Raw genomic sequence first — 23,685 nt, 5'->3', positions numbered from 1 at the left:
AACGACCACTTTACTTACGGAGCCGTTGCGATCGTCGACCAATACCGCCCAGCTCGGGACAGGCCGGCTTAGGCTCAACTCTCCTCAAGGTTCCGGGATCACTGGCTTGAAGTGCGATCATCGGCCGGTGGCGGGAACTGTCGGCCGACGTCCATGCTTACTTCGGTGACCAGCTTGCGGCGAAGGGCAATCGCGTAGTCGTTTGGCCCCTTCGGCGTTATGACGAAGGCTTGCGAACCGCCAATGACCGATTTGGCAAAGTAAGATGCCAACGGTTGATCGGGATTCTCATCTTGCGTTGGAATGGCGATCGCGTTGATCGTATACCCCTTGGCAATGGCGTTCAGCCTGCTCGGTTGAACAGGAAGCCCATCGTTGTTCTCGCCGTTGGAGGAGATGTCGATTACTTTCTTGGCCGCCTTTCCCGGAAACTGGTCGAGCAGAAGACTACCGACGTCAATAGCGGAGGAAACGGATGTTCCTCTTCGCCCTCTACGGGTAAAGCCGGTATCGCCTTTCTTGCTGATCACCGACGCGGCCGCTCTGGCATCCTCCAGCCCGCAGATGCTTGTCCACGGCAGCACAATGCGTGTGTGCCCGGGACTCGACCATTCAAAGTAGGCCACACTGATGCAGCCAACGTAGTTCCGCGTGATGGCCGCGATGATCTCTGGCGAAGTGAGCGCCGCGGCATGACCCTCACGCTGTAGATCGGCAATCTCTGGATCGATCGAGGACGAGAAGTCGACAGCGAATACAACGGCAACATCAACGTCGGCTGCGTGTGCCTGCAGTCCCCAAAACACCGAAGCGGCAAGTGTCCCCGCCACTCTCAAATACGAATTGATCCGTCTTGCCGTTTCTCTGGTCGATCGCCGAACCTGCCGGCGAAAGCCGGCCGCTGCTGTCGTGCTGGGCGGCCGTCGGGTTGGGAATACGTTCGCATCAACCGCAAGGGTCATCACATTCCTCCATTGGACCTGAATTGGCGGCGGCACGATCGCCCGGCCAGCCTGCTGGAGTAGCGCCAATGGCAAAGGCCGCGTCGAAGGGTTGAACCGGGCGGGCCAACAAGGGCGCGCATGCCTGCGGCGTTCGGTTCGACATTGCGACGCACAGGATCGCACCGAGAATGATGGCAGCACCCAGTGCACCCGTGGGCGAATTCCGCTCGCCGAGGAAGATCGCCGCGCCGAGGGCGCCGAAGACGCTTTCGGCACTGACGATCACAGCGGCATGACTGGCGGAGGTGAAGCGCTGGGCGGCAATCTGCATGCCGAAAGCGATTGCGGTGGAGAATACGCCGAGGACCGCCAGTTCCGGACCGGCTGCAAATGCTGCGGCCAGCGACAGGTTGCCTTGCAGTGCCCCGAGCGGCAGGGCGAAGGCGGCGGCGCCGAGGAACTGTGTCGCCGCGGCAGTGAACGGCCGCGCATGAGCCTGCATGTGCCGACCAAGCTCGACCATCCAGAGCGCATAGCAGCCAGCCGACAGGATGGCGGTGAGATCACCGCTGCTGAGACCGGCGATCCCGCCGGACAAGAGCATGGCACCGACCACGGTCAGCCCGGCGGCAGCGGTGAGGCTCGCTGTCGGACGTTCGCCGATGAGCAGCCAGGCGGCCAGTGGTGTCATCACCGTTGCCGTGCTCACCAGGAAGCTTGCATTCGTGACCGTGGCGCCGAGATAGCAAAGCTGCTGAAGCGTGATGGAGATGGCAAACAGAACGCCCACCATGGCCAGGCTGGAAAGATAGCCCGGCCCGGCGGGCAGTCGCCTTTCGGTCAAGACGAAAGGCAGCACAAGCAGCCCACCGATCAGGCAGCGCAGGCCGACGGCACTTAGCGGGTCGAGATGAGCAAGCACCGTCTTTTGCGCGACATTGCCGAGGCCCCACAAAGCGGCTGCAAACAGCAGCAGCAAATTGGCTCTAGTCTTGGACACCCGCCACCCCCTCGAGCCAAAGCCTGTTGCTGACTCGGTTGGCCCTAATTCAGCGAAGGCTAATTGACCTTGCGTCACGACAGCGCTTGAGTGCGGGGCGCTAGAGTTCCGAAGCGTTAGTTTTGAGTTAGAATTTCGTCAGGCTGGAAGAGCAAATGCAAAATGAGGGCAGTGGCGCCAATATAATCTCACTCTTCGGTGGTTTCCGGATCGAAAATGGATCGGCGGATCCGCTCCGGCTGACAGGGAAAAGAGGTCCTGCGATCATTGCCTATCTGGCCCGGTGTCCAGGCATGGTGGCGACACGGGAGAGACTGGCTGATCTGTTTTGGGGTGACAGCGATAGCGAACACTCGCGTAATAGCCTGCGGCAAACGCTCAGTGTCCTGCGTCGGGATCTGTCACGCGCAGGTGTGGATCTTATCCATTCCCGCGGGGACCTAATCGGCCTCGCGCCAGACGCGGTTCGAGTTGACGTGGAGGAATTCGAAGCAGGCCTCTCGGCCCGTTCCGTGCAGGAACTCGAAAAGGCTCTGGCGAACTACACCGGGCCGTTCCTCGACGGGCTTTATCTGGGAAGCAGTGGGTTCGATGACTGGGTCGCATCCGAACGCGACAGGCTGCTGAGCCGCGCACTTGAGGCCTTCGAAAAATTGGCCCGCCTCGTCGACGCGGAAACCGGGGTCATCCTGGTCGATCGTGTTCTGGCCATGGAGCCGACGCGGGAAGAATCCTACCGGCTCAAGATGGAATTGCTCCTCGCATGTGGTCAACACGACAGGGCGATTAGGACATACGAGGCTTGCAGAAGCATGCTGAAGAAGGAATTCGGCGTCGACGTCGGCCCGCAGACACGAGCGCTTTGGCAATCCGTTCTGTCTGCCGCCGATACGGCCTCAAATGCCCAGCCGGCAAATGCTGTTCCAGCCAGCCAGCGCCTCGGGCGCCCATCCATCAGCGTTGCCGACTTTATCAATCTGACCGGAAAGCAGGGCGACGATTTTTTCGCCAAGGGACTCGTCCAGGACATCACCACGGCCCTCTCCGAGGTCGCCGACTATATCGTGCTTTCCGCATTTCCACCCGTGGAGAAGAACGGCCCTGCCGAAGAAACCAAAATCCCGGGCATGCTTCGGGCGCAATATGTGCTCAGCGGTAGCGTCCAGAGATCCGGCAATGGGCTGAGGGTGAACATCCAGCTTGTCGATGCCGCCGGCGGCCATAACGTCTGGGCCCAGAAGTTCGACGGCCACTCCGAGAACGCGCTCGAATTCCAGGACAGGATCGCACAATCGGTTGTTCTGGCCGTGATCCTCGACCTTCAACTGACCAACTGGAAAGTCCGCGACAAGAGCCCGCCCGGTCCCCCGGAAGTGCGCAGGTTGGTGAACGAAGCTCTCATGAAATATTTTGAAATGACCCGGGATTCGCTGTTGGTCGGGATAGAGCTTGCCGAGAAGGCTGTCGCGATAGGTCCCGACAACGCTCGTGCGAAGCGAACGCTCTCGATCGTAATTTCCATGGGCGTGGCGTTTGGCTCGCTGCCCCGGGAGCCAGGGCAGATCGAGCGTGCGGTCGAGCTTGCGGAAGCAGCGGTACGGGCAGTTCCTGACGACGAAATTGCCCGCTGCATCCTGTCATTCGCTCTCGAAAGTTCCGGTCGCATCGACGAGGCGATCGCCGAGTGCCAACATGCGATCAGCCTCAACCCGAGCTATCCGACCGGCCATGGCGACATTTCGATGCTCTTCGCGTTGCGCGGACAGGTCGGTGAAGCAGTGCGTGAAGCCAACGAGGCAATCCGGCTCGGAACGCATGACGTCATCGACTTCTGGCGTCACCATGGCCTGGCTGTTGCACTGTTCGCCGGCGGAGACGATCGGCGGGCGCTCGAAGCCGCACGCAGGGTGGTTAGGACAAAGCCGGGATTCGTTCGCGGCGCCCTCTACTGGGCTGCTGCCGCGTCGGCAACCGGAAACAACGAAGAGGCCTCGCGGGCCATCCATCATTGCCTGTCACAACTTCCGCATCTCAACCTGGGTAATGTCTGCCCCGGCTTTGTGCCGCGCTATGTGAAGGATCATCATCACGCGAGATTCCTTGAAATGCTGTCGAGGGCTGGCCTTCCGAGCTCCTGAGGAGGTCGCGAAGAGCAGATCGTTGCTAATGAACAGCATGGTCGGGCGCAACGCGTCCTGCAGATCCTTCAGGACCGCTGGACCGCATCCAAACCTATCCGGAACTGATCACTCCTTCCCCGCCCGCCTGATCACCCGCGCGTAAAATTCACCGACGATGCCGCGCCGGAAGATCAGCACGCACACCATGAAGATCAGCCCGGTGGCGATGGTCACCGGAAAGCCGGAGGTGGCAAGGGTGTTTTCCAGTCCGATGACCAGGCTGGCGCCGATCATCGGCCCGACCATCGTGCCGGTGCCGCCGAGAAGCGTCATCAGGATCACTTCGCCCGACATCTGCCAGGTGACGTCGGTGAGCGTGGCGAACTGGAAGACGATCGCCTTGAGCGAGCCGGCCAGCCCGGCCAGCGCCGCCGACATGACGAAGGCGCCCAGCTTGTAGTTGGCGACGGAATAGCCCAGCGAAATGGCGCGGTTTTCGTTTTCCCGGATCGAGCGCAGGATCATGCCGAACGGCGAATTGACGATGCGCCAGATGGCGAAGACGCCGACCAGGAATACGACAAGCACGAAATAATACATGTTCAGCGAGACATTCAGGTCGAGGATGCCAAGCAGGATGCCGCGGGGAACACCTTGGATGCCATCCTCGCCTTGCGTGAAGGGCGCCTGCACGCAGAAGAAGAAGAACATCTGCGACAGCGCCAGCGTGATCATGGCGAAATAGATGCCTTGCCGGCGAATGGCGAAAAAGCCCATGACAAGGCCGAGCAGGGCCGCGCCTGCCATGCCAAGCAGGATGCCCGCTTCCGGCGGCCAGCCCCAGACCTTGACGGCATGCGCGGTGAAGTAGGCGGCGCCGCCAAAGAAGGTGGCGTGGCCGAACGACAGGAGCCCGGTATAGCCGAGCAGAAGATTGAACGCGCAGGCAAACAGCGCGAAACACAGCATCTTCATCAGGAAGATCGGATAGATCAGGAAAGGCGCAACCAGCAGCGCCACGATGCCGAGCCCGACCAGCGTCCATTCAAGCCTTGCCGAGGTCCTGGCCGATGTTTCGCGAAGCGTCAGGTCAGCCACGTCGGATCTCGCTTCCGACATCTCGGATGTCTCTCCCGGCATCTCAGGCGTCCCTTCCGAACAGGCCGGCAGGCCGGACCAAAAGCACGATTGCCATGATGACGAAGACCACCAGGTTGGAAGCCTCGGGGTAAAAGACCTTGGTCAGGCCTTCGGCGAGGCCGAGCATGTAGCCGGTGACGATCGCGCCGAGGATCGATCCCATGCCGCCGACCACGACGACCGCGAAGACGACAATGATGAGATCCGATCCCATTAGCGGGCTCACCTGGTAGACGGGTGCTGCCAGAATACCGGCAAGCCCGGCAAGCGCTGAACCGAGGCCATAGGTCAGCGTCAGCAGCAACGGCACGTTGACGCCGAAAGCCTGGACGAGACGGGGGTTCTCGGTTGCCGCGCGCAGGTACGACCCCAGCCTGGTCTTCTCGATCAGCGCCCAGGTCCCGAAGCAGACGATCAGCGAGGCGACCACCACCCAGCCGCGATAGTTGGGCAGGAACATGAAGCCGAGATTGGTGCCGCCGGAAAGCAGCGGCGGCACGGCGTAGGCGTTTCCCGAGACGCCGTAATAGTAGCGGAATATGCCTTCGAGCACGAGCGCGAGAGCGAAGGTGAAGAGCAGGCCGTAGAGCGGATCGAGATCGTACAGCCTCGACAGTGCCAGGCGCTCGACGACGATGCCGAAGACGCCGACGATCAGCGGCGCGAGGATCAAAGCGGGCCAATAGCCGATGCCGAGATGGGTGAGAAGCAGATAACCGACGAAGGCACCGAACATATACTGGGCGCCATGGGCGAAATTGATGACGCGCAGCAGGCCGAATATGACGGCCAGGCCGAGGCTCAGCATGGCGTAGAACGAGCCGTTGATCAGCCCGACCAGCAACTGGCCGAGGAAGGCCTGAACGGGGATTCCGAAGATCATCGTCATGGCGCCATCATACACCCAGGACTTCGTGCAGCAGCGTCATGCGGTCCGGCAGTTCGCCGACCGGAAATCCTGCCACGACCTTGCCGTGCTCCATCAGATAGAAACGGTCGGCAACGCGGCTGGCGAAGCGGAAGTTCTGCTCGACCAGCAGGATCGTCATGCCGCGCTTTTTCAACGTCGCCAGCAACTCGCCGATGCGCTGCACGATGACGGGGGCGAGACCCTCCGTCGGCTCATCGAGAAGCAGCATTTTCACGCCGGTTCTCAACATGCGCGCAATCGCCAGCATCTGCTGCTCGCCGCCCGACAGCCTGGTGCCGGGACTGTTGCGCCGCTCCTTCAGATTGGGGAAGAGTTGGAATATTTCCTCGGCGCTCATGCCCCCCTCGGCGACGACCGGTGGCAGGACCAGGTTCTCGTCGACTGTCAGCGTCGAGAAGATGCCGCGTTCCTCCGGCACGAAGCCGATGCCGTGATGGGCGGTACGGTGCAGCGGCACCCGCATCAGATCCTTGCCATCGAAAGCGATCCGGCCGGTTCGCTTGCGGATGAGCCCCATGATGGAGCGAAGCGTCGTCGTCTTGCCGACGCCGTTGCGGCCAAGCAGGGTGACCGTCTCGCCGGCAAACACCTCCAGATCGACGCCGTGCAGCGCATGACCCTCGCCATACCAGGCGTTGAGACCGCTGACCGCAAGCAGGGGCGCGGCGCTATTCATCGGCGGTGCCCATATAAGCGACCTTCACGCGTTCGTCGCGGCTGACGGTGGCGTAGTCGCCGGCCGCCAGCACCTCGCCACGCTGCATGACCGTTATCCAGTCGCAAAGGTCGGCCACGACAGTCAGATTGTGCTCGACCATCAGCACGGCGCGATCCCGTGCCACCGAGCGGATGAGGTCGGAAACCGTGGCCACGTCCTCATGTCCCATGCCGGCCATCGGCTCATCCAGCAGCAGCACTTTCGGATCGAGCGCCAGTGTCGTGGCGATCTCGAGCACGCGTTTCCTGCCATAGGAAAGATCGCCGGCAAGCCTGTTCCTGGCGTCGTCGAGACCGACCGACCGCAGCAGTTCCTCGGCGCGCGGCGTCAGCCGATCGAGCGCCGCGAGCGAGAGCCAGAACTGGACGCTGAGCCCGCCCGGCCGCTGCAGCGCGACGCGCACATTGTCGAGTACGCTGAGGTGCGGAAAAATCGCCGATATCTGGAACGAGCGCACCAGACCCATGCGCGCGACCCTGGCCGGCGAGGTTCGGGTGATGTCGTGGCCGAGCAGTTCGATCCTGCCGCTGGTCGGCGCCAGGAACTTGGTGAGCAGATTGAAGACGGTCGTCTTGCCGGCGCCGTTGGGTCCGATCAGCGCATGGATGTTGCCATGGCGGACATCGAGATCGACATTTTTGACGGCGACGAAGCCTGCAAAGTCGCGCCGCAACCCGCGGGCGGAAAGCACCACATGCGGCTCGTTCGCGTTCACCTCAGGCGGCGCCATGGCCGCGCCGATCACTGGCTGGCCGTCGAACAGCCACTTTCCTTCTCGCTGAGGAAGGCCTCGTTGCCGGGAATGGTGGCGAGGTATTTGTAATAGTCCCACTCCTTGGTGCTCTCGGCTGGCGACTTGACCTGATAAAGATACATGTCGTGGATCATGTTGCCGTCCGCCTGCACCTTGCCGTTGGCCGTAAAAACGTCGTTCACCGGCATCGAATGCAGTTGCTTGGCGACGGCTTCGGTCTCATCGGTGCCGGCCTTGTCGATCGCCTTGAGGTATTGCGTCACCGCCGAATATGTCGCTGCCTGGATCATGTTCGGCATGCGGTTCGTGCGTTTGGAAAAGCGCTGCGCGAATTCGCGGCTCTTGTCATCGCGATCCCAGTAAAAGCCCTCGGTCAGCACGACGCCTTGCGCCGCCTGAAGGCCCAGCCCATGCACCTCGGCCAGAGTGAAGAGAAGTGCGGCGAGACGCTGGCCGCCCTGGACGATGCCGAATTCGGCCGCCTGTTTGATGGAGTTGGAAGTGTCGAGGCCGGCATTGGCCAGCCCGATGACCTTGGCGCCCGACGATTGCGCCTGCAGCAGGAAGGACGAATAATCGGTCGCCCCCAGGGGATAACGCACTTCGCCCAGCACCTTGCCGCCGTGGCTTTCGACGAACTTCGCGGTCTGCTCCTTCAGCGAATAGCCGAATGCATAGTCGACGGTGACGAAGAACCAGCTGTCGCCACCCTGCTGCACCAGAGAACCGCCGGTTCCCACCGCCTGCGAGTGGGTGTCATAGGCCCAGTGGAAGCCGTAGGGCGAGCACTGCTTGCCGGTCAGCTCCGTTGTCGCCGCGCCGGTAACGATGTCGATCTTCTTCTTTTCCTTGGAAATCCCCTGGACGGCGAGCGCCACCGAAGAGGTGGTCAATTCCATGATGGCATCGACCTGTTCGGTGTCGTACCACTGCCGCGCAATGTTGGAGGCTATGTCAGGCTTGTTCTGGTGGTCGGCGCTGATGATTTCGACCGGCGCTCCCTGCACCTTGCCGCCGAAATCCTCGACCGCCATCTTGGCGGCCTCGACCGACCATTTGCCGCCGAAATCGGCATAGACGCCCGACTGGTCGTTGAGGATACCGATCTTGACCTTGCCATCGGAAATCTCGGCAGCCGGGGCGGGGCTTGCAGCAGCGGCGAGAAGGGCGGCAGAAACGAAATAGCATGCCTTCATGGTCTACTTCCTCCCATCACGATGAAGCCGACCGGCCCTCCACGATCGATCATCGGCAAGACGAACATTAGGAAGATGAGCATGATCGGCAAGAGGCCATTGCGCATTTCATGGCCGAAGCGGCGCACTTTGGCGCCATTCCGCCGACAATGCAGACACAGATCGAGATACAGGAATGGCGACGCCGCACGCGCGCTGCAACTCCTTCAACAGATCGAGCACCACGGTCTGCCGTCGCGGTTTTCGTTGCCGCCGCTATCTGGCTGCCGGCCTCGGACTGCGTTGGCGGGCATAGGCAACACAGGCATCCACCGTGCTGACGCAAAGCGCGTCGCGCCTGTTCGGCAGATTGTTGTCGCCGGCGTAGGCGACTTCGGCAACGCGGCCGTCGACCATGCGAATTTGCGTGTCGCAATAACCGCCGGGAGCGACATTGACGGAGCCGCCGACCGCCGGGATCGCGCCGACCGCCAGGGTTGGAACGACAATGCTGAGATTGCCGCGCTGAACGATGCGCTTGTAGGTCCAGATCTGGCCCGAGCGGCCAGCGTCCGCGGTGGCGGTCGGAAACCCGGCGCACATTCGAACGTCGGCTTCGCTGAGACCGACCATCTCCTTGCGGGCCGCCGCCGCGGTGGGGTCAACCTTGGCCACGCGTGACGTATCGTCGGGAACGACGCAGGAAGACAGGACACCGGCGAAGAGAACAGGAATGGCGAGCTTTCGAATCCAGGAAAATGTCATACCGACTGTGAGATTTGCATGGCCGCCGCCGCTTTCCTTACCTAGGCAAGCAGGCTATCGGATCAACCCGTGCAGCTTCACGAAAAGTTGCCATGGCTGGATCATGGCCGGCCACTGGAACGTGCGCCGGGGTGGTGGTCGGAAACCGGACGTGAGCCGCAAGGGTCGCATCCATGATCATCCGGTCACCGCCCCCGCAACTGCTTCCGCCACCAGCGGCCGGGCATCTCCCACTCGTGCGAAAGAATCGTAAACGGCGGCGGGTCGTCGATGCTGTGTGCACCGCTGCGATCGGCCGAAGCCGTCCTGTTCTCTCTTCGTTGAAATTTTTGAGAGAATATTCCTGGCTGTGGTGGGAACGGCGAAATGCGTTCTTTGATATAATCGATAGAATTTATGACGATGTGACCAAGGCTTAGGCAGTCCGCCTGGCCGCGATGACTTCACAACCGCAGAGATCAATCATGACCGACTTTAAAAACACTTTGCCCTCTTCCCTTTGGTCACCCCTAAGCCGGCGCAGTGGCCTTGCTCTGCTGTTCGCATCGGCCGTCGCGATCGGCAGCCTGTTGGCGCCCGGCGCGTCGTTCGCCGAAGACAAGAAGGCGATCAAGGTCGGCATCATCAGCGGCGAGGACGAGGATGTGTGGCGGGTCGTCGTCGCCCAGGCGGCCGAAAAGGGCCTCGCCGTCGAGACCGTGGTGTTCAACGACTACACCCAACCCAACGAGGCGCTGGAGCGCGGCGAGATCGACGCCAATGCCTTCCAGCACCAGCCCTATCTCGACAACCAGATCAAGACCCAAGGCTATCACATCGTCCGGGTCGGCTATACCGGCGTATGGCCGATCGGCCTCTACTCGAAGAAGTACACCAAGGTCGCCGAGTTGCCGGAGGGCGCGGTCATCGGTGTTCCGAACGACCCATCCAATGAAGGCCGGGCACTGCGCGTCTTGCAGAATGAAGGCGTGGTCAAGCTGAAAGACGGCACCGGCATATTGGCCACCACTGCCGACATCGCGGAAAATCCCAAGAAGGTCCAAATCAAGGAACTGGACGCAGGCATCGTCGGACGCTCGGTGGAGGATCTCGACGCTGCCGTGGTCAACACCGACTGGGCGCTGAAAAGCGGCCTGACGCCGGAAAACCGCATCGCGCAGGAGCCCATCGCCGACAATCCGTACCGCAACTTCATCGCGGTGAAGTCCGGCAACGAGAATGAGGCCTGGGTAAAAACGCTGGTGGCTTCGTACCAGAACGAGGCGGTGAAAGCCGAGTTCGACAAGGTCTACAAGGGCACCGGCCTCAGCGCCTATTGAGGACATACAGGGGCGCCCAAGCGTCTGCTTCGACAGCAAGGCGGTCCGTGCCACGCGCGGGCCGCACTCGTATTTTCAGGATCCGCCCATGAACCAGCACTTTACCTCAACCGTCGAGACAGCGGGGCAGACCAGCGCAACACAGCAAGACGTCGTGCGCCTTGTCGAGCTTAAGCGCCGCTTCGGTGTCACGGCAGCGCTCGACGGCATCTCGCTGACGGTGCGCAAGGGCGAAATCCTCGGCATTATCGGTCGAAGCGGCGCCGGCAAATCGACGCTGATCCGCTGCCTGAACGGCCTGGAGCGGCCCGATTCCGGCGGCGTGTTCATCGAGGGCCGCGAGATCAGCCGGCTCGGCGAGCGCGACCTGCAGCCGCTGCGCCGGCGCATCGGCATGATCTTCCAGCATTTCAACCTGCTGTCGGCCAAGACCGTCGAGGACAATGTGGCGCTGCCGCTCAAGATCGAAGGCCGCCCGAAGGCCGAGCGGCTGGCGCGCGCGGCCGAACTGCTCGATCTCGTCGGCCTGTCGGAGAAAGCCAAAGCCTATCCGGCCTCGCTGTCAGGCGGCCAGAAACAGCGCGTCGGCATCGCCAGGGCGCTTGCGGCACGGCCCGCGCTGCTTTTGTCGGATGAAGCCACTTCGGCGCTCGACCCGGAGACGACACGGTCGATCCTTGCCCTGCTGAAAGACATCAACCGGCGGCTTGGCCTGACCATCCTTTTGATCACCCACGAAATGGAGGTGATCCGTTCGATCGCCGACCGGGTGGCAGTGATCGAGGCCGGGCGCATCGTCGAGGAAGGGCCGATCTGGTCGGTGTTTGCCGACCCGCGCTCCGACATCACGCGGAGCCTGCTCGGCGCCATCCGGCCGCAGCTTCCGGCCGAACTGGCAGCCCGGCTGCTGCCGGCGGCCGGCGCGGAGACGATCCTGCGCGTCGATGTGGCAGGCGAAGCGGCAAGCGGCCCGCTGCTGTCCGACCTTGCGACGGCTGTTCCAGGTGCCTTCCGCCTCGTCCATGGCGGCATCGACCACATCCAGCAGCAGCCGGTCGGCACGCTGTTCCTTTCGGTTCCCGGCAGCGATGCAAGCCATCTCGCCGGCATCATCACATTCCTGAAGGCCCGCCAGGCGCGGGTGGAGGTGCTTGGCCATGTCGCCAATCCTGTTTGAGCTTCTGCTGCGTTCGATCTGGGAGACGGTGCTGATGACGGCCGCCTCCGGCCTCATCTCGCTGGTCTTCGGCCTGCCGCTCGGCCTGGCCTTGATTGCCACCGAACGCGGCGGCATTGCCGAAAGCCTGTGGGTAAACCGCGCGCTCGGCGCCGTCATCAACGGCTTCCGCTCGGTGCCCTTCATCATCCTTCTGGTGGCGTTGATCCCGGTGACACGACTGATCGTGGGCACCTCGATCGGCACATGGGCGGCGATCGTGCCGCTGTCGATCGCCGCCACGCCCTACTACGCGCGCATCGCAGAAGTGTCGCTGCGCGAGGTCGATCATGGTTTGATCGAAGCGGCCCGCGCCATGGGCGGCAACCGCTGGACGATCATCCGCGAGGTGCTGGTACCCGAAGCCCTGCCCGGCATCGTCGCCGGCTTCACGGTGACGCTGGTGACCCTGATCGGCGCCTCGGCCATGGCCGGCGCCATCGGCGCCGGCGGTCTCGGCGACCTCGCCATCCGCTACGGCTACCAGCGTTTTGAGACGTCAGTCATGATCGCCGTGGTCATCGTGCTGATCATCCTGGTCTGCGGCATCCAGTGGGTGGGGGACAGGCTGGTGGCGAAGCTGGATCGGCGGGGGTAAGCGGAGCCGGTAGCTGGGATTGGCCGAGGCTTCCCCAACTTCGTCGTCCACGGGCGAAGCAGCCGCGAAGCGGCGTCGCGGCATCCGGCTCTTTGATGTCCATCTCGTTTCCGTCTTCGCCGCGCGCCTTGAAGCCCGTAGACTTCTTGCGCTCAACGGCGATCTCGAACATCCGTCTTTTCGGTCGTTTCGCTGTTAGCGGGCGCGCTGCTTGTCCGTCGCCTTCCGGTCGACCGCGAGCTCGCCCACCGACAGGACGACGCCGAATTTTTCGCTGGCTTCCGCAGGCGTATAATATCCCAGCGCCACATCGCGCAGCACCAGATCGGCATCCCGCTCGCGCGGATCGCCATAGCCGCCACCACCCGGCGTGCCGACCCTGACCCGATCTCCCGCTTTCAGCGCGATGTCCTGCTCCTTGGACAGATGCAGTGGTACATGTTCCTCGCCATTGCGGAAAACGGTAACGGTGTTGACCGCGCCGTCCTCACCGCCGAGTGCGCCTTGCGGGCCGGAACGGCCGTGATCCATGACGAAGGAGGCGCGCGCGTCGCCGCGCAGGATCTCAACCTCATAAGCGAGGCCAAAGCCGCCGCGATGCTTGCCGGCGCCGCCCGAGCCTTCGCGCAAGGCATAGTGGCGGTAGAGCACCGGGAATGCCTGTTCCATGATCTCGACCGGCGGCGACTTGGAGATGCCGATGGTCGAGCAGCCATTGGTCAAGCCGTCATGGCCTGAATTGCCGCCATAGCCGCCGCCGGAGATCTGGTACATGACGTAGTCGCGGCCGCGCGCCGGGTCGTTGCCGCCGAGCGCGAAATTGCCGCTGGAGCCGGCCGGAGCCGCCGTCACCTTGTCCGGCAATGCCTGCACCATGGCCGCGAACACCGCCTCGGCGATGCGCTGCGAGACTTCGGCAGCACAGCCCGAAACCGGACGCGGGTATTTGGCGTCGAGGAAGGTGCCTTCCGGGCGCTTGACGATCAGCGGTTCAAACGCACCGGCGCTGATCGGCACATCGGGGAAAATGTGGCGCATGGCGAGATAGACCGACGACAGGGTCGTCGCCAGTACGCTATTCATCGGTCCGGCGCAGGGCTTCGACGAGCCGTTGAAATCGAAGGTCAGCGTGTCGCCCTGCTTCTCGATGGCGAGCGCGATGGTCAGCGGCTCGTTGACCACCCCGTCGGAATCGACGAACGCCTCGGAACTGTAGGTGCCGTCGGGGATGGCCGCTATGTTGGCGCGCATCTGCTCGGCCGCGCGGCGACGCAATTCGGCGATCGCCTCGACAACAGTTTCGTCGCCGTAACGATCCAGGATTCCGTTGAGCCGGTCCTGGCCGACCAGCAGCGCCGCGGCCTGGGCCCTGATGTCGCCGATGCGCTGGTCGGCGACGCGGATGTTGTTGCAGATAATGGCGTAGATTTCCGGATCGAGCACGCCCTTCTTGAACAGCTTGACCGGCGGCAGCCGCAGCCCTTCCTGCTCGACTGCGGTCGCCGACGCGGAAAAGCCGCCCGGCACGGAGCCGCCAATGTCGGGCCAGTGGCCGGTGTTGGACAGCCAGCAGAAAATCTTGCCGTCCCGGTAGACCGGCATGGCGAAGCGCACGTCCATCAAATGGGTGCCGCCGAGATAGGGATCGTTGACGATGTAGATGTCGCCCGGGTCCGGGGCTAAGCAGCGGCCGTCGGCGATCATCTCGATCACCGTCCTGGTCGAATACTGCATGACGCCCACGAACACTGGCAGGCCCTGGCTGCCTTGCGCGATCAGCGAACCGTCGACGGCCGAATAGATGCCATCGGAGCGGTCGTTGGCCTCGGCGATCACAGGCGAGAAGGCGGCGCGCGAAAAGGTCAGGTCCATCTCGTCGCAGACCTGCTGCAACGCTGCCTGGAGGACCGAAAGGGTGATGGCGTCGAGTTTTGCCATATCAGGCCTCGCCAATGTCGATGATGATGTTGCCGTCGGCGTCGCAGCGGGCGCGGTCGCCGGGTTCGAGCACGGTGGTGGCGTCCATCTGTTCGAGGATCGCCGGGCCTTCGATGACCGCGTCAAGCGGCAGCTTTTCACGCGCATACACCGGTGTGTCGTGCCATTGGCCGGCGTACCAGACCGGCCGGATCTCGCGCCGCGCCTCGTCGAGCGTCTTGGCGCGCCCCGCCGGATCGATCAACCGCGACAGATCGATCGCCGGCCTGACGCCGGTCACCGAGGTGTTGAGATTGACGAGATTGGCGCGGATTTCCGGCAGCTCGACCTTGAAGCGGGCAAAATAGGCCTTTTCGAAAAGCTGCTGCAGCGTTGCACGCGTCACCGATGACGACGGCAGCGCCACGTTGATGATATGGGTCTGGCCGACGAACTGCATGTCGGCCGAATGGGTGACGCGGATCGTCTCCGGCTTCACCGCTTCCTTGCCGATCAGCTCTTCGCCTTCGTTTCGGTGCCGTTCCAATAGGTTGTGAAGCTGAACTTCGTCGAGCACCGCGACAGGCTGATTGATCGTGTTGACGAAGTCATGGCGCAGATCGGCAACGACGCAGCCGAGCGCGTTGGTGATGCCGGGCCGTGCCGGCACCAGCACCTTGGGCAGGCCGAGTTCGCGCGCCAGGGCGGAGGCATGCAGTGGACCGGCGCCGCCGAAAGCGAACAGCGCGAAATCGCGCGGATCGTGGCCGCGCGACACGGAGACCATGCGGATGGCGCCGGCCATCTTCATGTTGCCGAGCCGCAGCACCGCACCAGCCGCCTCGACCCCGGACAGGCCGGTCGCCTTGCCTATCTTGTCCTCGAATATGCCGGTGACGCGCTCTGATGTGACCGGGTTTTCGACCGCCAGCAATTTCTTCGGCGCCAATCGGCCGAGCACCAGATTGGCGTCGGTGATGGTCGGCTCCAAGCCGCCGCGTCCATAGCAGATCGGGCCCGGATTGGCGCCGGCACTTTCCGGGCCGATCTGGATCAGGCCGGCCGCATCGACGCGCGCGATCGAGCCGCCGCCGGCGCCGACCGTGTGCACCGCCACCATCGGCACGTGGATCGGCATCGCGTATTCGATCTCGATCTCGTTCGACACAGCCGGCTCGGCATTGCGAATCAGCGCCACGTCGGTGGAGGTGCCGCCCATGTCATAGGTGACGAGGTTTTCGAAGCCGGCGCGCTTGCCCGTATAGGCAGCGGCGATGACACCCGAGGCCGGACCGGACATCACCGTCTTGGCTGATTCACGTGTGACGAAACGGGCCGAGATCATGCCGCCATTGCCGTTCATGATCAGGAAGTCGCGGGCATAACCTTTTGCGCCCAATTCCTTGCGCAGCCGCTCGACGTAGCGCTCGAGGATCGGCTGTACGGAGGCGTTGACCGAGGCGGTGACGCCCCGCTCGAATTCGCGCGCTTCCGACAGCAGCGCATGGCCTGCTGTGATGTAGCCGTTCGGCCAGAGTTCGGCGGCGATTTCGGCGGCGCGGCGCTCATGCGTCGGGTTGGCGTAGGAATGCAGAAAATGGATGACGAGGGATTCGCAGCCGGCCGCGATCAACGTCTGCACGGCGTCGCGCATTTCGGCTTCGTCGAGCGGCGTGCGGATCGCGCCCGACGCTTCGACGCGCTCCGAGACTTCGAGCCTCAGATTGCGCGGAATGATCGGCACGAAGCTGCCGGTCATGCCATAGGCCTGCGGCCGTGTCCGCCGGCCAAGCTCGATCACGTCGCGAAAGCCCCGCGTCGTGATCATGCCGGTCTTCGCCAGCCGGCGTTCGAGCACTGCATTGGTGGTAGTGGTCGTGCCGTGCACGATCAGGTCGATGCCGTTGATCGCAAATCCGGTGGCGCCGAGCGCCGAAACGACGCCGAACGCCTGGTTGTCGACCGTGGTCGGGGTCTTGGCTAGATACACCCTGCCACCATCGCGTCCGTCGATCAGGAGCAGATCGGTGAAGGTTCCGCCGACATCGATACCGGCAACGACATTTCCCAGGGATTCATGCGCTTGCGCCGAAAAATTCTCTTCCATCATCGAAACCCGAAATGCGCGGACTACGGATATGCGTCAGTTTGGAAAGCTGTTTTAAGGTAGCATCTTGACGCAAATATCGTTTGTATACTAATAAATTCGGGACACAAGAGCTTGCCGCTTTGGTTGTGCGAACAGCACGCCGGGACCTGAATGGTTCGGGCGCGCAGGAGAAGGTTTGGCGCCCGCATCCACAGTTGGGCCAGAAGGTTGGATTTGATGAACACCACATCCGCTCTCAACATCGCCGGCGCCCGCCCGCTGCAATTCCCGATTCCGGCCAATGTCTACGCCGAAACCGTCGTCTCGGTGAAGCACTACACCGACCGGCTGTTCTCGTTCCGCATCACCCGTCCGCAGTCGCTGCGCTTCCGCTCCGGCGAGTTCGTCATGATCGGCCTGCCCAATGCTGAGAAACCGGTATACCGCGCCTATTCGGTGGCAAGCCCGGCCTGGGACGAAGAGCTGGAATTCTTCTCGATCAAGGTGCCGGACGGCCCGCTGACCTCGGAATTGCAGAAGATCCAGGTCGGCGACACGGTCATCATGCGCCCGAAGTCGACCGGCACGCTGGTGATCGACGCGCTGACGCCCGCCAAGCGGCTGTTCATGATCTCGACCGGCACTGGCATCGCGCCCTTCGCCAGCCTGCTGCGCGATCCCGATACCTACGAGAAGTTCGATCAGCTGATCCTGACCCACACTTGCCGCGACAATGCCGAACTGACTTATGGGCAGGAGCTGGTGGCTGCACTGGAGAGCGACCCGTTGATCGGCGAGCTGACCGCCGGCCGCGTCACGCTCTACAATTCCACGACCCGCGAAGAATCGCCGTGTATGGGCCGCATCACGGCGCTGATCGGCTCCGGCAAGTTCTACAGCGATCTCGGCATCGACAAGCTCAATCCGGAAACCGACCGCATCATGATCTGCGGCTCGATGCACATGCTGAAGGATGTCAAGGAACTGGCCGAAAGCCTCGGCTTCGTCGAAGGCTCGCTGAGCCATCCGGCGACCTTCGTCGTCGAGCGCGCCTTCGTCGGCTAGGCCTGGGCCGGCGACATCTTAATTTTACATTTTGACCATGCGGTCAAAAATCAGCTGCTCCGGTAGCCTTTTTCAGCTATGACGGCCCAAAGGACTCGTGAAGTATAACTTCGCGAGCTATCTTCGTGCGTATCGTCCAAAAGAGTCGAGCGGTCTTGGGAAAGCGATACGCGCCAAGGCATAAGCGCACGCCGCTGAATGAAAGGGCAGGAGATGAGCAGCACAATCCGCGAAGCCGATCTCGGCACCAAGGTGACACCGTTGCCCGCGCGTGCCGCCGCCAACACAGCCGTTCCGCCGGACCATCGCATCGCGCGCAATCCCGGCATGAAGCTCGACCTCGGCTTCATGGAATCGGTGCGCAGCGTCAACCGTTCGGCGCTGGAACGGCGCGTCGCCAGCCTGACCAAGCGGCGCTCGATCAAGGCCGACAACCAGGCGGCCTGGCTGCTGCGCGCGGTTGCCTGCATGGATCTGACGACGCTGAATTCCAACGACACCGAGGAGCGCGTGCGCCGGCTCTGCGCCAAGGCGATCAATCCGTTCCGCCGCGACATCGTCGAAGGCCTCGGCATAGCCGATGAAAAGATCCACCCGGCCGCCGTCTGCGTCTACCATCCCTTCGTCGCCACCGCCGTCGAGGCCGTGCGCGGCACCGGCATCCATGTCGCCGCCGTTTCCACTGCCTTTCCGCATGGCCTTGCACCGCTCACCACCCGTCTGCAGGAGATCGAGGCTTCGGTGCGCGACGGCGCCGACGAGATCGATGTCGTCATTCCGCGCGGCCTGGTGTTCGGTGCCAAGTGGCGGGAGCTCTACAATGAGATCGTCTCGATGCGCGCCGCCTGCGGCGATGCGCATCTGAAGGTCATCCTCGGCACGGGCGACCTCGCGACGCTGCGCAATGTCATGCTGGCCTCGATGGTGGCGATGATGGCCGGCGCCGATTTCATCAAGACCTCGACCGGCAAGGAAAGCGTCAACGCGACGCTGCCCGTCGGCCTCGCCATGGTGCGCGCCATCAGGGCCTATTTCGAGGAAACCGGCTATCTCATCGGCTTCAAGCCGGCCGGCGGCATTTCCATCGCCAAGGCTTCGCTCGACTGGCTGGTGCTGATGAAGGAAGAGCTCGGCCGGCCGTGGCTGGAACCGGACCTGTTCCGCTTCGGTGCGTCCAGCCTCTTGACCGACATCGAGCGTCAGCTCGAACATCACTTGACCGGTCACTATTCGGCCAATCATCGCCACGCAATGGCATAGGGATCGGGCTAAAGCTTTGAACGTGGAGTTCCCTCGCGCCCCCCTCTGTCCTACCGGACATCTCCCCCACTTGTGGGGAGATTGGCCGTCATCGACGATTTCGCCAATTGCCGAGGTTGCAGGAGGCGAACCGACAGGCGGGAAGGCCGATCTCCCCCCTCGTGGGGGAGATGTCCGGCAGGACAGAGGGGGGCGCGAAAGAACGCCTTCCAAGACAATTATCTGGAGCGATCCATGAACATTCTCGACCGCTATCACGCCATGGATTACGGCCCGGCGCCGGAAGCCCGCAACGAGGCCGATGCCTGGCTTGCCGTCCGCGACTTTTCCAAGGCGTTGTTCATCGATGGTACCTGGAAGGCCGCATCCGGCGGCAAGACTTTCGAGACAAGCGAGCCATCCTCCGGCAAGCTGCTGGCCAAAGTCTCCGACGCCAGTGCCGCCGATATCGACGCGGCGGTTGCGGCGGCCGCCAAGGCGTTGCCCAAGTGGAGCGCCAGTTCAGGCTATGTCAGGGCGAAAGTGCTTTATGCCATCGGCCGTGCCATGCAGCGCCATCAGCGCCTGTTCGCGGTGCTTGAGACAATCGACAACGGCAAGCCGATCCGCGAAAGCCGCGACATCGACGTGCCGCTGGCGATCCGTCATTTCATCCACCATGCCGGCTGGGCGCAGGCGCTGGACAGGGATTTCCCCGGTCACAAGGGTGTCGGCGTCGTCGGCCAGATCATCCCGTGGAACTTTCCGCTGCTGATGCTGGCCTGGAAGATCGCGCCGGCGCTCGCCGCGGGTTGTACGGTGGTGCTGAAGCCGGCCGAGTTTACGCCGCTGACATCAATCCTGTTCGCCGAGATCTGCGAGCGCGCCGGCGTGCCGAAAGGCGTCGTCAACATCGTTCAGGGCGGCCCGGAAGCGGGCGCCGCCATCGTCAACCATCCCGGCGTCCAGAAGATCGCCTTCACCGGCTCATCCGAGGTCGGCAAGATCATCCGCAAGGCAACCGCCGGCTCGGGCAAGAAACTGTCGCTGGAACTCGGCGGCAAGTCGGCCTTCATCGTCTTCGAGGACGCCGATCTCGACAGCGCCGTCGAAGGCCTGGTCGACGGCATCTGGTTCAACCAGGGCCAGGTCTGCTGCGCCGGCTCGCGCCTGCTGGTCCAGGAAGGCATCGCCGACGCCCTGATCGCCAAGGTCAAGACGCGAATGAGCCGACTGCGCGTCGGCAGCCCGCTCGACAAGAACACCGATATCGGCCCGCTGGTCGATTTGACCCAGCTCGACCGGGTCAAGGGTCTGGTCGCCGAAGGCGCCAGACAAGGCGCCGTCTGCTGGCAGCCGGATGCGGCGCTGCCGTCCTCCGGCCATTATCACCTGCCGACACTCGCCACCGGTGTTTCGCCGGCTAATATTCTTGCTCAAGAGGAAGTGTTCGGCCCGGTGCTGGCCACCATGACCTTCCGCAACACCGAGGAAGCAATCGAGCTCGCCAACAACACGCGCTACGGGCTCGCCGCCTCGGTATGGAGCGAGAACGTCAACCTCGCTTTGCATGTCGCGCCGCAACTGAAGGCCGGCGTCGTCTGGGTCAACGGCACCAATATGTTCGACGCCGCCTGTGGTTTTGGCGGCTACCGCGAGAGCGGTTTCGGCCGCGAGGGCGGGCGGGAAGGCATGTTCGAGTATCTCGCGGCGAAACTGCCGCTTGGCCCGGTCATCAAGCCGGCGGCGATCTCGGCGCAGCCTGTCGAGCAGGCGGACGGTTCGACCATCGACCGCACGGCAAAGCTGTTCATCGGCGGCAAGCAAATTCGGCCGGACGGCAATTACTCGCTGGCGGTCGCCACCGCCAAGGGCAAGCTTGCAGGCGAGGTCGGGCTCGGCAGCCGCAAGGATATACGCGATGCCGTTTCAGCGGCACGGGCCTGCAAGGGCTGGCCTGAGGCGACCGCCTATAACAGGTCCCAGGTGCTTTATTATCTGGCTGAAAATCTTTCCGGCCGTGCCGACGAGTTCTCGGCGCGCCTCGTTCAGCTCACGGGCGTCACCGCCAAGGCCGCGCGCGAGGAGGTCGACCGGTCGATCGAGCGGCTGTTCCTCTATGCCGGCCTTGCCGACAAGTTCGAGGGCCGCGTGCACCAGCCGCCGGCGCGTGCCGTGACACTGGCCCTGCACGAGCCGGTCGGCGTCGTCGGCATCGTCGCGCCTGACACCTCGCCGCTGCTCGGCCTGATCTCGCTGGTCGCACCGGCGCTGGCCATGGGCAACACCGTGGTCGCGGTGCCTTCGGAAAGATACCCGCTGCTGGCCACGGACCTCTATCAGGTCATCGAATATTCCGACGTTCCGGCCGGCGCCATCAACATCGTCACCGGCCGCACGGCGGAACTTGCCGGCGTGCTGGCCAAGCACGACGACGTCGACGGGCTCTGGGTGTTCGCCGATGCCGAGACCTGCGCCAAGGCGGAGGCCGACTCCATCGGCAACCTCAAGCGGGTCTGGAGCGGCAATGGCCGCGGCCTCGACTGGGCGTCCGACGAGGCCGCCGGCGATGCTTTCCTGCGCCGCGCCGTCGAGGTCAAGAATGTCTGGGTGCCTTACGGGGATTGAGCCATGTGGCTGTCCGCGATGGTGATCGTATTCGGACTTGACGCTCGGATGCATGTTCTTTAACGAGAAAAAACATCTTTATCTGTGAGTTGATGACGCGCAGGCCGCATGATGATGGCTGACTGGCACATGACGCCCCGGCCGGCTGCCGATAGACCCTAACGATGCCAAGCGGACGAGGAGAACAGCATGGCGGATCTGGCAGGCAAGGTCGTTGTCATCACGGCAGCGGCGCAAGGCATCGGCAAGGCGAGCGCGCTGGCGTTCGCCAAGGCAGGCGCCGTGGTCCACGCCACAGACATCAACGAAGCGCTGCTGGCTGAGCTCGCCAAGACCACCGGCATCAAGACCCGCAAGCTGGACGTGCTCAATGACGAGGCCGTCAACGCGGCCTTTGCCGAGATCGGCATCGTCGACGTCCTCTTCAATTGCGCCGGCTTCGTCCATTCCGGCTCGATCCTGGAGATGAAGGATGCCGATCTCGATTTCGCCTTCAACCTCAATGTCCGCGCCATGATCCGCACCGTGCGGGCCGTGCTGCCCGGCATGCTGGAGCGCGGCGACGGATCGATCATCAACATGTCGTCGGTCGCCGGCGCCGGCAAAGGCGTGCCCAACCGCTTCGCCTATGGTGTCACCAAGGCCGCCGTCATCGGCCTGACCAAGGCGATCGCCGCTGACTATGTCGGCAAGGGCATACGCTGCAACGCCATTTGCCCCGGCACGGTCGAGAGCCCCTCGCTGCAGGACCGCATGCACGCGCAAGGCGATTACGATGCCGCCCGCGCCGCCTTCATCGCCCGCCAGCCGATGGGCCGGCTCGGCACGCCGGAGGAAATCGCCGATCTCGCCGTTTATCTGGCGGGCGCCACCTATACGTCCGGACAGGCCTACAATATCGACGGCGGCTGGTCGATCTAGGGTGCTCTCCCTAGCGGAAAAGCAGGTTGCTTCCGCTTGCCCGGCCACCATCCACTGGCTAGGTTCCGGCGGCCCTGGAACCACGTCGTCGCGGCGACGGAGCGAATTGTAATCGGCCGATGGCCGCAATCAGGAGAAGGATTTAGATGAAACTGCTGCGCTATGGCGAGGTGGGAAGCGAGCGCCCAGGTCTGCTCGATACGGATGGCATCATCCGCGATCTCTCCGCTCATGTCGCCGACATCAGTGGCAAGGCGCTGGACCCGGCATTGCTGGCTGATCTGGCAAAGCTCGATCCGAAGTCGCTGCCGGCGGTTTCCGGCAGCCCGCGCCTCGGCGCCTGCGTCGCCGGCACCGGCAAGTTCATTTGCATCGGCCTCAACTATTCCGACCATGCCGCCGAAACCGGCGCCACCGTGCCGCCGGAACCGATCATCTTCATGAAGGCAAGCTCGGCCATTGTCGGGCCGGATGACGACGTGCTGATCCCGCGCGGCTCAGACAAGACCGATTGGGAAGTCGAACTGGCCGTGGTCATTGGCAGAAAAGCCAAATATGTCAGCGAAGCCGACGCCCTGGACTATGTTGCCGGCTATAGCGTTGCTCACGATGTGTCGGAACGCGCCTTCCAGGCCGAGCGGCAGGGCCAGTGGACCAAGGGAAAGTCCTGCGACACCTTCGGCCCCACCGGCCCATGGCTGGTGACCAAGGACGAGATCGCCGACCCGCAGAACCTGAAGATGTGGCTGACGGTCAACGGCAAGACGATGCAGAACGGCTCGACCAGGACCATGGTCTACGGCGTCAAGTATCTGGTGTCCTATCTCAGCCAGTTCATGTCGCTGCACCCCGGCGACATCATCTCGACCGGCACGCCGCCCGGCGTTGGCCTCGGCATGAAGCCACCGGTGTTTTTGAAGGCTGGTGATGTGGTGGAGCTTGGTATTGAAGGGCTCGGCCAGCAGAAGCAGACGTTCAAGGCTGACGTGTAGGCTTCTCTGTTCCCTTCGGGAATGAGAAGAGGAAGGGGCGAATTCGCGCCTTTCCTCTCCCCCGTCGATCGGGGGAGAGGTGGGGAGCGAAACTATACGCCGTGGGGGGGGGCCGATTATTAGAATCCAAAAGTTCCCAATAGGTTTTTTTTTT

General features: G+C 63.0%; 19 protein-coding genes. 9 read left to right on the top strand and 10 right to left on the bottom strand.

Annotated features, from left to right (window positions below; genetic code table 11):
• Positions 1–98: 98 nt before the first annotated feature.
• Together NKI20_RS09820 and NKI20_RS09815 are read right to left on the bottom strand one after the other, a co-directional pair.
• A complete protein-coding gene (locus NKI20_RS09820) occupies positions 99–962 on the bottom strand; it encodes a DUF1194 domain-containing protein (RefSeq protein WP_352830138.1) in 864 nt (287 codons plus the stop codon).
• Positions 946–1,944, bottom strand: coding sequence for a DMT family transporter (locus NKI20_RS09815; protein ID WP_352728253.1), 999 nt, complete (start codon positions 1,942–1,944; stop codon positions 946–948). The genes NKI20_RS09820 and NKI20_RS09815 overlap by 17 nt, the downstream gene beginning before the upstream one ends.
• Before the next feature lie 155 nt (positions 1,945–2,099).
• Here NKI20_RS09815 and NKI20_RS09810 point away from each other — a divergent pair, with 155 nt between their 5' ends.
• Positions 2,100–4,082: a BTAD domain-containing putative transcriptional regulator gene (locus tag NKI20_RS09810; RefSeq protein ID WP_352830136.1), complete on the top strand. Its 1,983-nt coding sequence runs from the start codon at positions 2,100–2,102 to the stop codon at positions 4,080–4,082.
• Positions 4,083–4,190: 108 nt separating this feature from the next.
• On the opposite strand, the gene NKI20_RS09805 is transcribed toward NKI20_RS09810, so the two are convergent.
• From NKI20_RS09805 to NKI20_RS09780, 6 genes are all read right to left on the bottom strand, one after another.
• Positions 4,191–5,183: a branched-chain amino acid ABC transporter permease gene (locus tag NKI20_RS09805; RefSeq protein WP_352830134.1), complete on the bottom strand. Its 993-nt coding sequence runs from the start codon at positions 5,181–5,183 to the stop codon at positions 4,191–4,193.
• A 22-nt stretch (positions 5,184–5,205) separates the two neighbouring features.
• Positions 5,206–6,093, bottom strand: coding sequence for a branched-chain amino acid ABC transporter permease (locus tag NKI20_RS09800; RefSeq protein WP_352830132.1), 888 nt, complete (start codon positions 6,091–6,093; stop codon positions 5,206–5,208).
• 7 nt (positions 6,094–6,100) lie between these two features.
• Positions 6,101–6,811, bottom strand: a complete 711-nt coding sequence (locus tag NKI20_RS09795) for an ABC transporter ATP-binding protein (RefSeq protein WP_352830130.1) — start codon at positions 6,809–6,811, stop codon at positions 6,101–6,103.
• Positions 6,804–7,583 (bottom strand): ABC transporter ATP-binding protein, encoded by a 780-nt coding sequence (locus tag NKI20_RS09790; protein ID WP_352830129.1) that lies wholly within the window; start codon positions 7,581–7,583, stop codon positions 6,804–6,806. Before NKI20_RS09790 ends, NKI20_RS09795 begins: the two co-directional genes overlap by 8 nt.
• Positions 7,584–7,594: 11 nt before the next feature.
• Positions 7,595–8,803, bottom strand: a complete 1,209-nt coding sequence (locus NKI20_RS09785) for an ABC transporter substrate-binding protein (protein ID WP_352830127.1) — start codon at positions 8,801–8,803, stop codon at positions 7,595–7,597.
• 255 nt (positions 8,804–9,058) lie between these two features.
• On the bottom strand, positions 9,059–9,547 hold the full coding sequence (locus NKI20_RS09780) for a hypothetical protein (protein WP_352830126.1): 489 nt from the start codon (positions 9,545–9,547) through the stop codon (positions 9,059–9,061).
• A 464-nt stretch (positions 9,548–10,011) separates the two neighbouring features.
• Here NKI20_RS09780 and NKI20_RS09775 point away from each other — a divergent pair, with 464 nt between their 5' ends.
• The 3 genes from NKI20_RS09775 (at position 10,012) to NKI20_RS09765 (ending at position 12,680) form a co-directional block, all read left to right on the top strand.
• On the top strand, positions 10,012–10,866 hold the full coding sequence (locus NKI20_RS09775) for a MetQ/NlpA family lipoprotein (RefSeq protein WP_352830124.1): 855 nt from the start codon (positions 10,012–10,014) through the stop codon (positions 10,864–10,866).
• Between the two features lie 88 nt (positions 10,867–10,954).
• Positions 10,955–12,043 (top strand): methionine ABC transporter ATP-binding protein, encoded by a 1,089-nt coding sequence (locus tag NKI20_RS09770; protein WP_352830122.1) that lies wholly within the window; start codon positions 10,955–10,957, stop codon positions 12,041–12,043.
• Complete coding sequence (locus NKI20_RS09765; protein ID WP_352830120.1) at positions 12,024–12,680, top strand: methionine ABC transporter permease; 657 nt, start codon at positions 12,024–12,026, stop codon at positions 12,678–12,680. Before NKI20_RS09770 ends, NKI20_RS09765 begins: the two co-directional genes overlap by 20 nt.
• A gap of 195 nt (positions 12,681–12,875) precedes the next feature.
• Here NKI20_RS09765 and NKI20_RS09760 read toward each other — a convergent pair whose 3' ends face one another.
• Both NKI20_RS09760 and NKI20_RS09755 read right to left on the bottom strand, forming a co-directional pair.
• A complete protein-coding gene (locus NKI20_RS09760) occupies positions 12,876–14,618 on the bottom strand; it encodes a hydantoinase B/oxoprolinase family protein (protein WP_352830118.1) in 1,743 nt (580 codons plus the stop codon).
• A gap of 1 nt (position 14,619) precedes the next feature.
• Positions 14,620–16,704 carry a hydantoinase/oxoprolinase family protein gene (locus tag NKI20_RS09755; protein ID WP_352830282.1) on the bottom strand — a complete coding sequence of 695 codons (2,085 nt, stop codon included), beginning with the start codon at positions 16,702–16,704 and terminating at the stop codon, positions 14,620–14,622.
• Between the two features lie 219 nt (positions 16,705–16,923).
• Here NKI20_RS09755 and NKI20_RS09750 point away from each other — a divergent pair, with 219 nt between their 5' ends.
• The 5 genes from NKI20_RS09750 to NKI20_RS09730 all read left to right on the top strand — a co-directional run bounded on the left by NKI20_RS09750 (position 16,924) and on the right by NKI20_RS09730 (position 23,531).
• Positions 16,924–17,751, top strand: coding sequence for a ferredoxin--NADP reductase (locus tag NKI20_RS09750; RefSeq protein ID WP_352830117.1), 828 nt, complete (start codon positions 16,924–16,926; stop codon positions 17,749–17,751).
• A gap of 213 nt (positions 17,752–17,964) precedes the next feature.
• Complete coding sequence (gene deoC / locus NKI20_RS09745; RefSeq protein WP_352830115.1) at positions 17,965–19,011, top strand: deoxyribose-phosphate aldolase; 1,047 nt, start codon at positions 17,965–17,967, stop codon at positions 19,009–19,011.
• 234 nt (positions 19,012–19,245) lie between these two features.
• On the top strand, positions 19,246–21,618 hold the full coding sequence (locus tag NKI20_RS09740; protein ID WP_352830113.1) for an aldehyde dehydrogenase family protein: 2,373 nt from the start codon (positions 19,246–19,248) through the stop codon (positions 21,616–21,618).
• Between the two features lie 189 nt (positions 21,619–21,807).
• Complete coding sequence (locus NKI20_RS09735) at positions 21,808–22,539, top strand: SDR family oxidoreductase (RefSeq protein WP_352601838.1); 732 nt, start codon at positions 21,808–21,810, stop codon at positions 22,537–22,539.
• A gap of 146 nt (positions 22,540–22,685) precedes the next feature.
• Positions 22,686–23,531 carry a fumarylacetoacetate hydrolase family protein gene (locus NKI20_RS09730; protein ID WP_352728228.1) on the top strand — a complete coding sequence of 282 codons (846 nt, stop codon included), beginning with the start codon at positions 22,686–22,688 and terminating at the stop codon, positions 23,529–23,531.
• The last annotated feature ends 154 nt before the right edge of the window (positions 23,532–23,685 follow it).

Origin of the sequence: Mesorhizobium sp. M0830 (assembly GCF_040319965.1) — a bacterium.
Lineage (GTDB): Bacteria > Pseudomonadota > Alphaproteobacteria > Rhizobiales > Rhizobiaceae > Mesorhizobium.
The sequence above is the reverse complement of the archived record's forward strand: the minus strand, read 5'-3'. Positions and strand labels throughout refer to the sequence as shown.

Excerpts from the sequence above, each read along its gene's own strand:
- NKI20_RS09730 (WP_352728228.1), top strand. The coding sequence starts at position 22,686 with ATGAAACTGCTGCGCTATGGCGAGGTGGGAAGCGAGCGCCCAGGTCTG.
- NKI20_RS09785 (WP_352830127.1), bottom strand. The coding sequence starts at position 8,803 with ATGAAGGCATGCTATTTCGTTTCTGCCGCCCTTCTCGCCGCTGCTGCA.
- NKI20_RS09750 (WP_352830117.1), top strand. The coding sequence starts at position 16,924 with ATGAACACCACATCCGCTCTCAACATCGCCGGCGCCCGCCCGCTGCAA.
- NKI20_RS09795 (WP_352830130.1), bottom strand. The coding sequence starts at position 6,811 with ATGAATAGCGCCGCGCCCCTGCTTGCGGTCAGCGGTCTCAACGCCTGG.
- NKI20_RS09780 (WP_352830126.1), bottom strand. The coding sequence starts at position 9,547 with ATGACATTTTCCTGGATTCGAAAGCTCGCCATTCCTGTTCTCTTCGCC.
- NKI20_RS09805 (WP_352830134.1), bottom strand. The coding sequence starts at position 5,183 with ATGTCGGAAGCGAGATCCGACGTGGCTGACCTGACGCTTCGCGAAACA.
- NKI20_RS09760 (WP_352830118.1), bottom strand. The coding sequence starts at position 14,618 with ATGGCAAAACTCGACGCCATCACCCTTTCGGTCCTCCAGGCAGCGTTG.
- NKI20_RS09735 (WP_352601838.1), top strand. The coding sequence starts at position 21,808 with ATGGCGGATCTGGCAGGCAAGGTCGTTGTCATCACGGCAGCGGCGCAA.
- NKI20_RS09810 (WP_352830136.1), top strand. The coding sequence starts at position 2,100 with ATGCAAAATGAGGGCAGTGGCGCCAATATAATCTCACTCTTCGGTGGT.
- deoC (WP_352830115.1), top strand. The coding sequence starts at position 17,965 with ATGAGCAGCACAATCCGCGAAGCCGATCTCGGCACCAAGGTGACACCG.
- NKI20_RS09740 (WP_352830113.1), top strand. The coding sequence starts at position 19,246 with ATGAACATTCTCGACCGCTATCACGCCATGGATTACGGCCCGGCGCCG.
- NKI20_RS09770 (WP_352830122.1), top strand. The coding sequence starts at position 10,955 with ATGAACCAGCACTTTACCTCAACCGTCGAGACAGCGGGGCAGACCAGC.
- NKI20_RS09755 (WP_352830282.1), bottom strand. The coding sequence starts at position 16,704 with ATGGAAGAGAATTTTTCGGCGCAAGCGCATGAATCCCTGGGAAATGTC.
- NKI20_RS09790 (WP_352830129.1), bottom strand. The coding sequence starts at position 7,583 with ATGGCGCCGCCTGAGGTGAACGCGAACGAGCCGCATGTGGTGCTTTCC.
- NKI20_RS09775 (WP_352830124.1), top strand. The coding sequence starts at position 10,012 with ATGACCGACTTTAAAAACACTTTGCCCTCTTCCCTTTGGTCACCCCTA.
- NKI20_RS09765 (WP_352830120.1), top strand. The coding sequence starts at position 12,024 with ATGTCGCCAATCCTGTTTGAGCTTCTGCTGCGTTCGATCTGGGAGACG.
- NKI20_RS09800 (WP_352830132.1), bottom strand. The coding sequence starts at position 6,093 with ATGACGATGATCTTCGGAATCCCCGTTCAGGCCTTCCTCGGCCAGTTG.
- NKI20_RS09820 (WP_352830138.1), bottom strand. The coding sequence starts at position 962 with ATGACCCTTGCGGTTGATGCGAACGTATTCCCAACCCGACGGCCGCCC.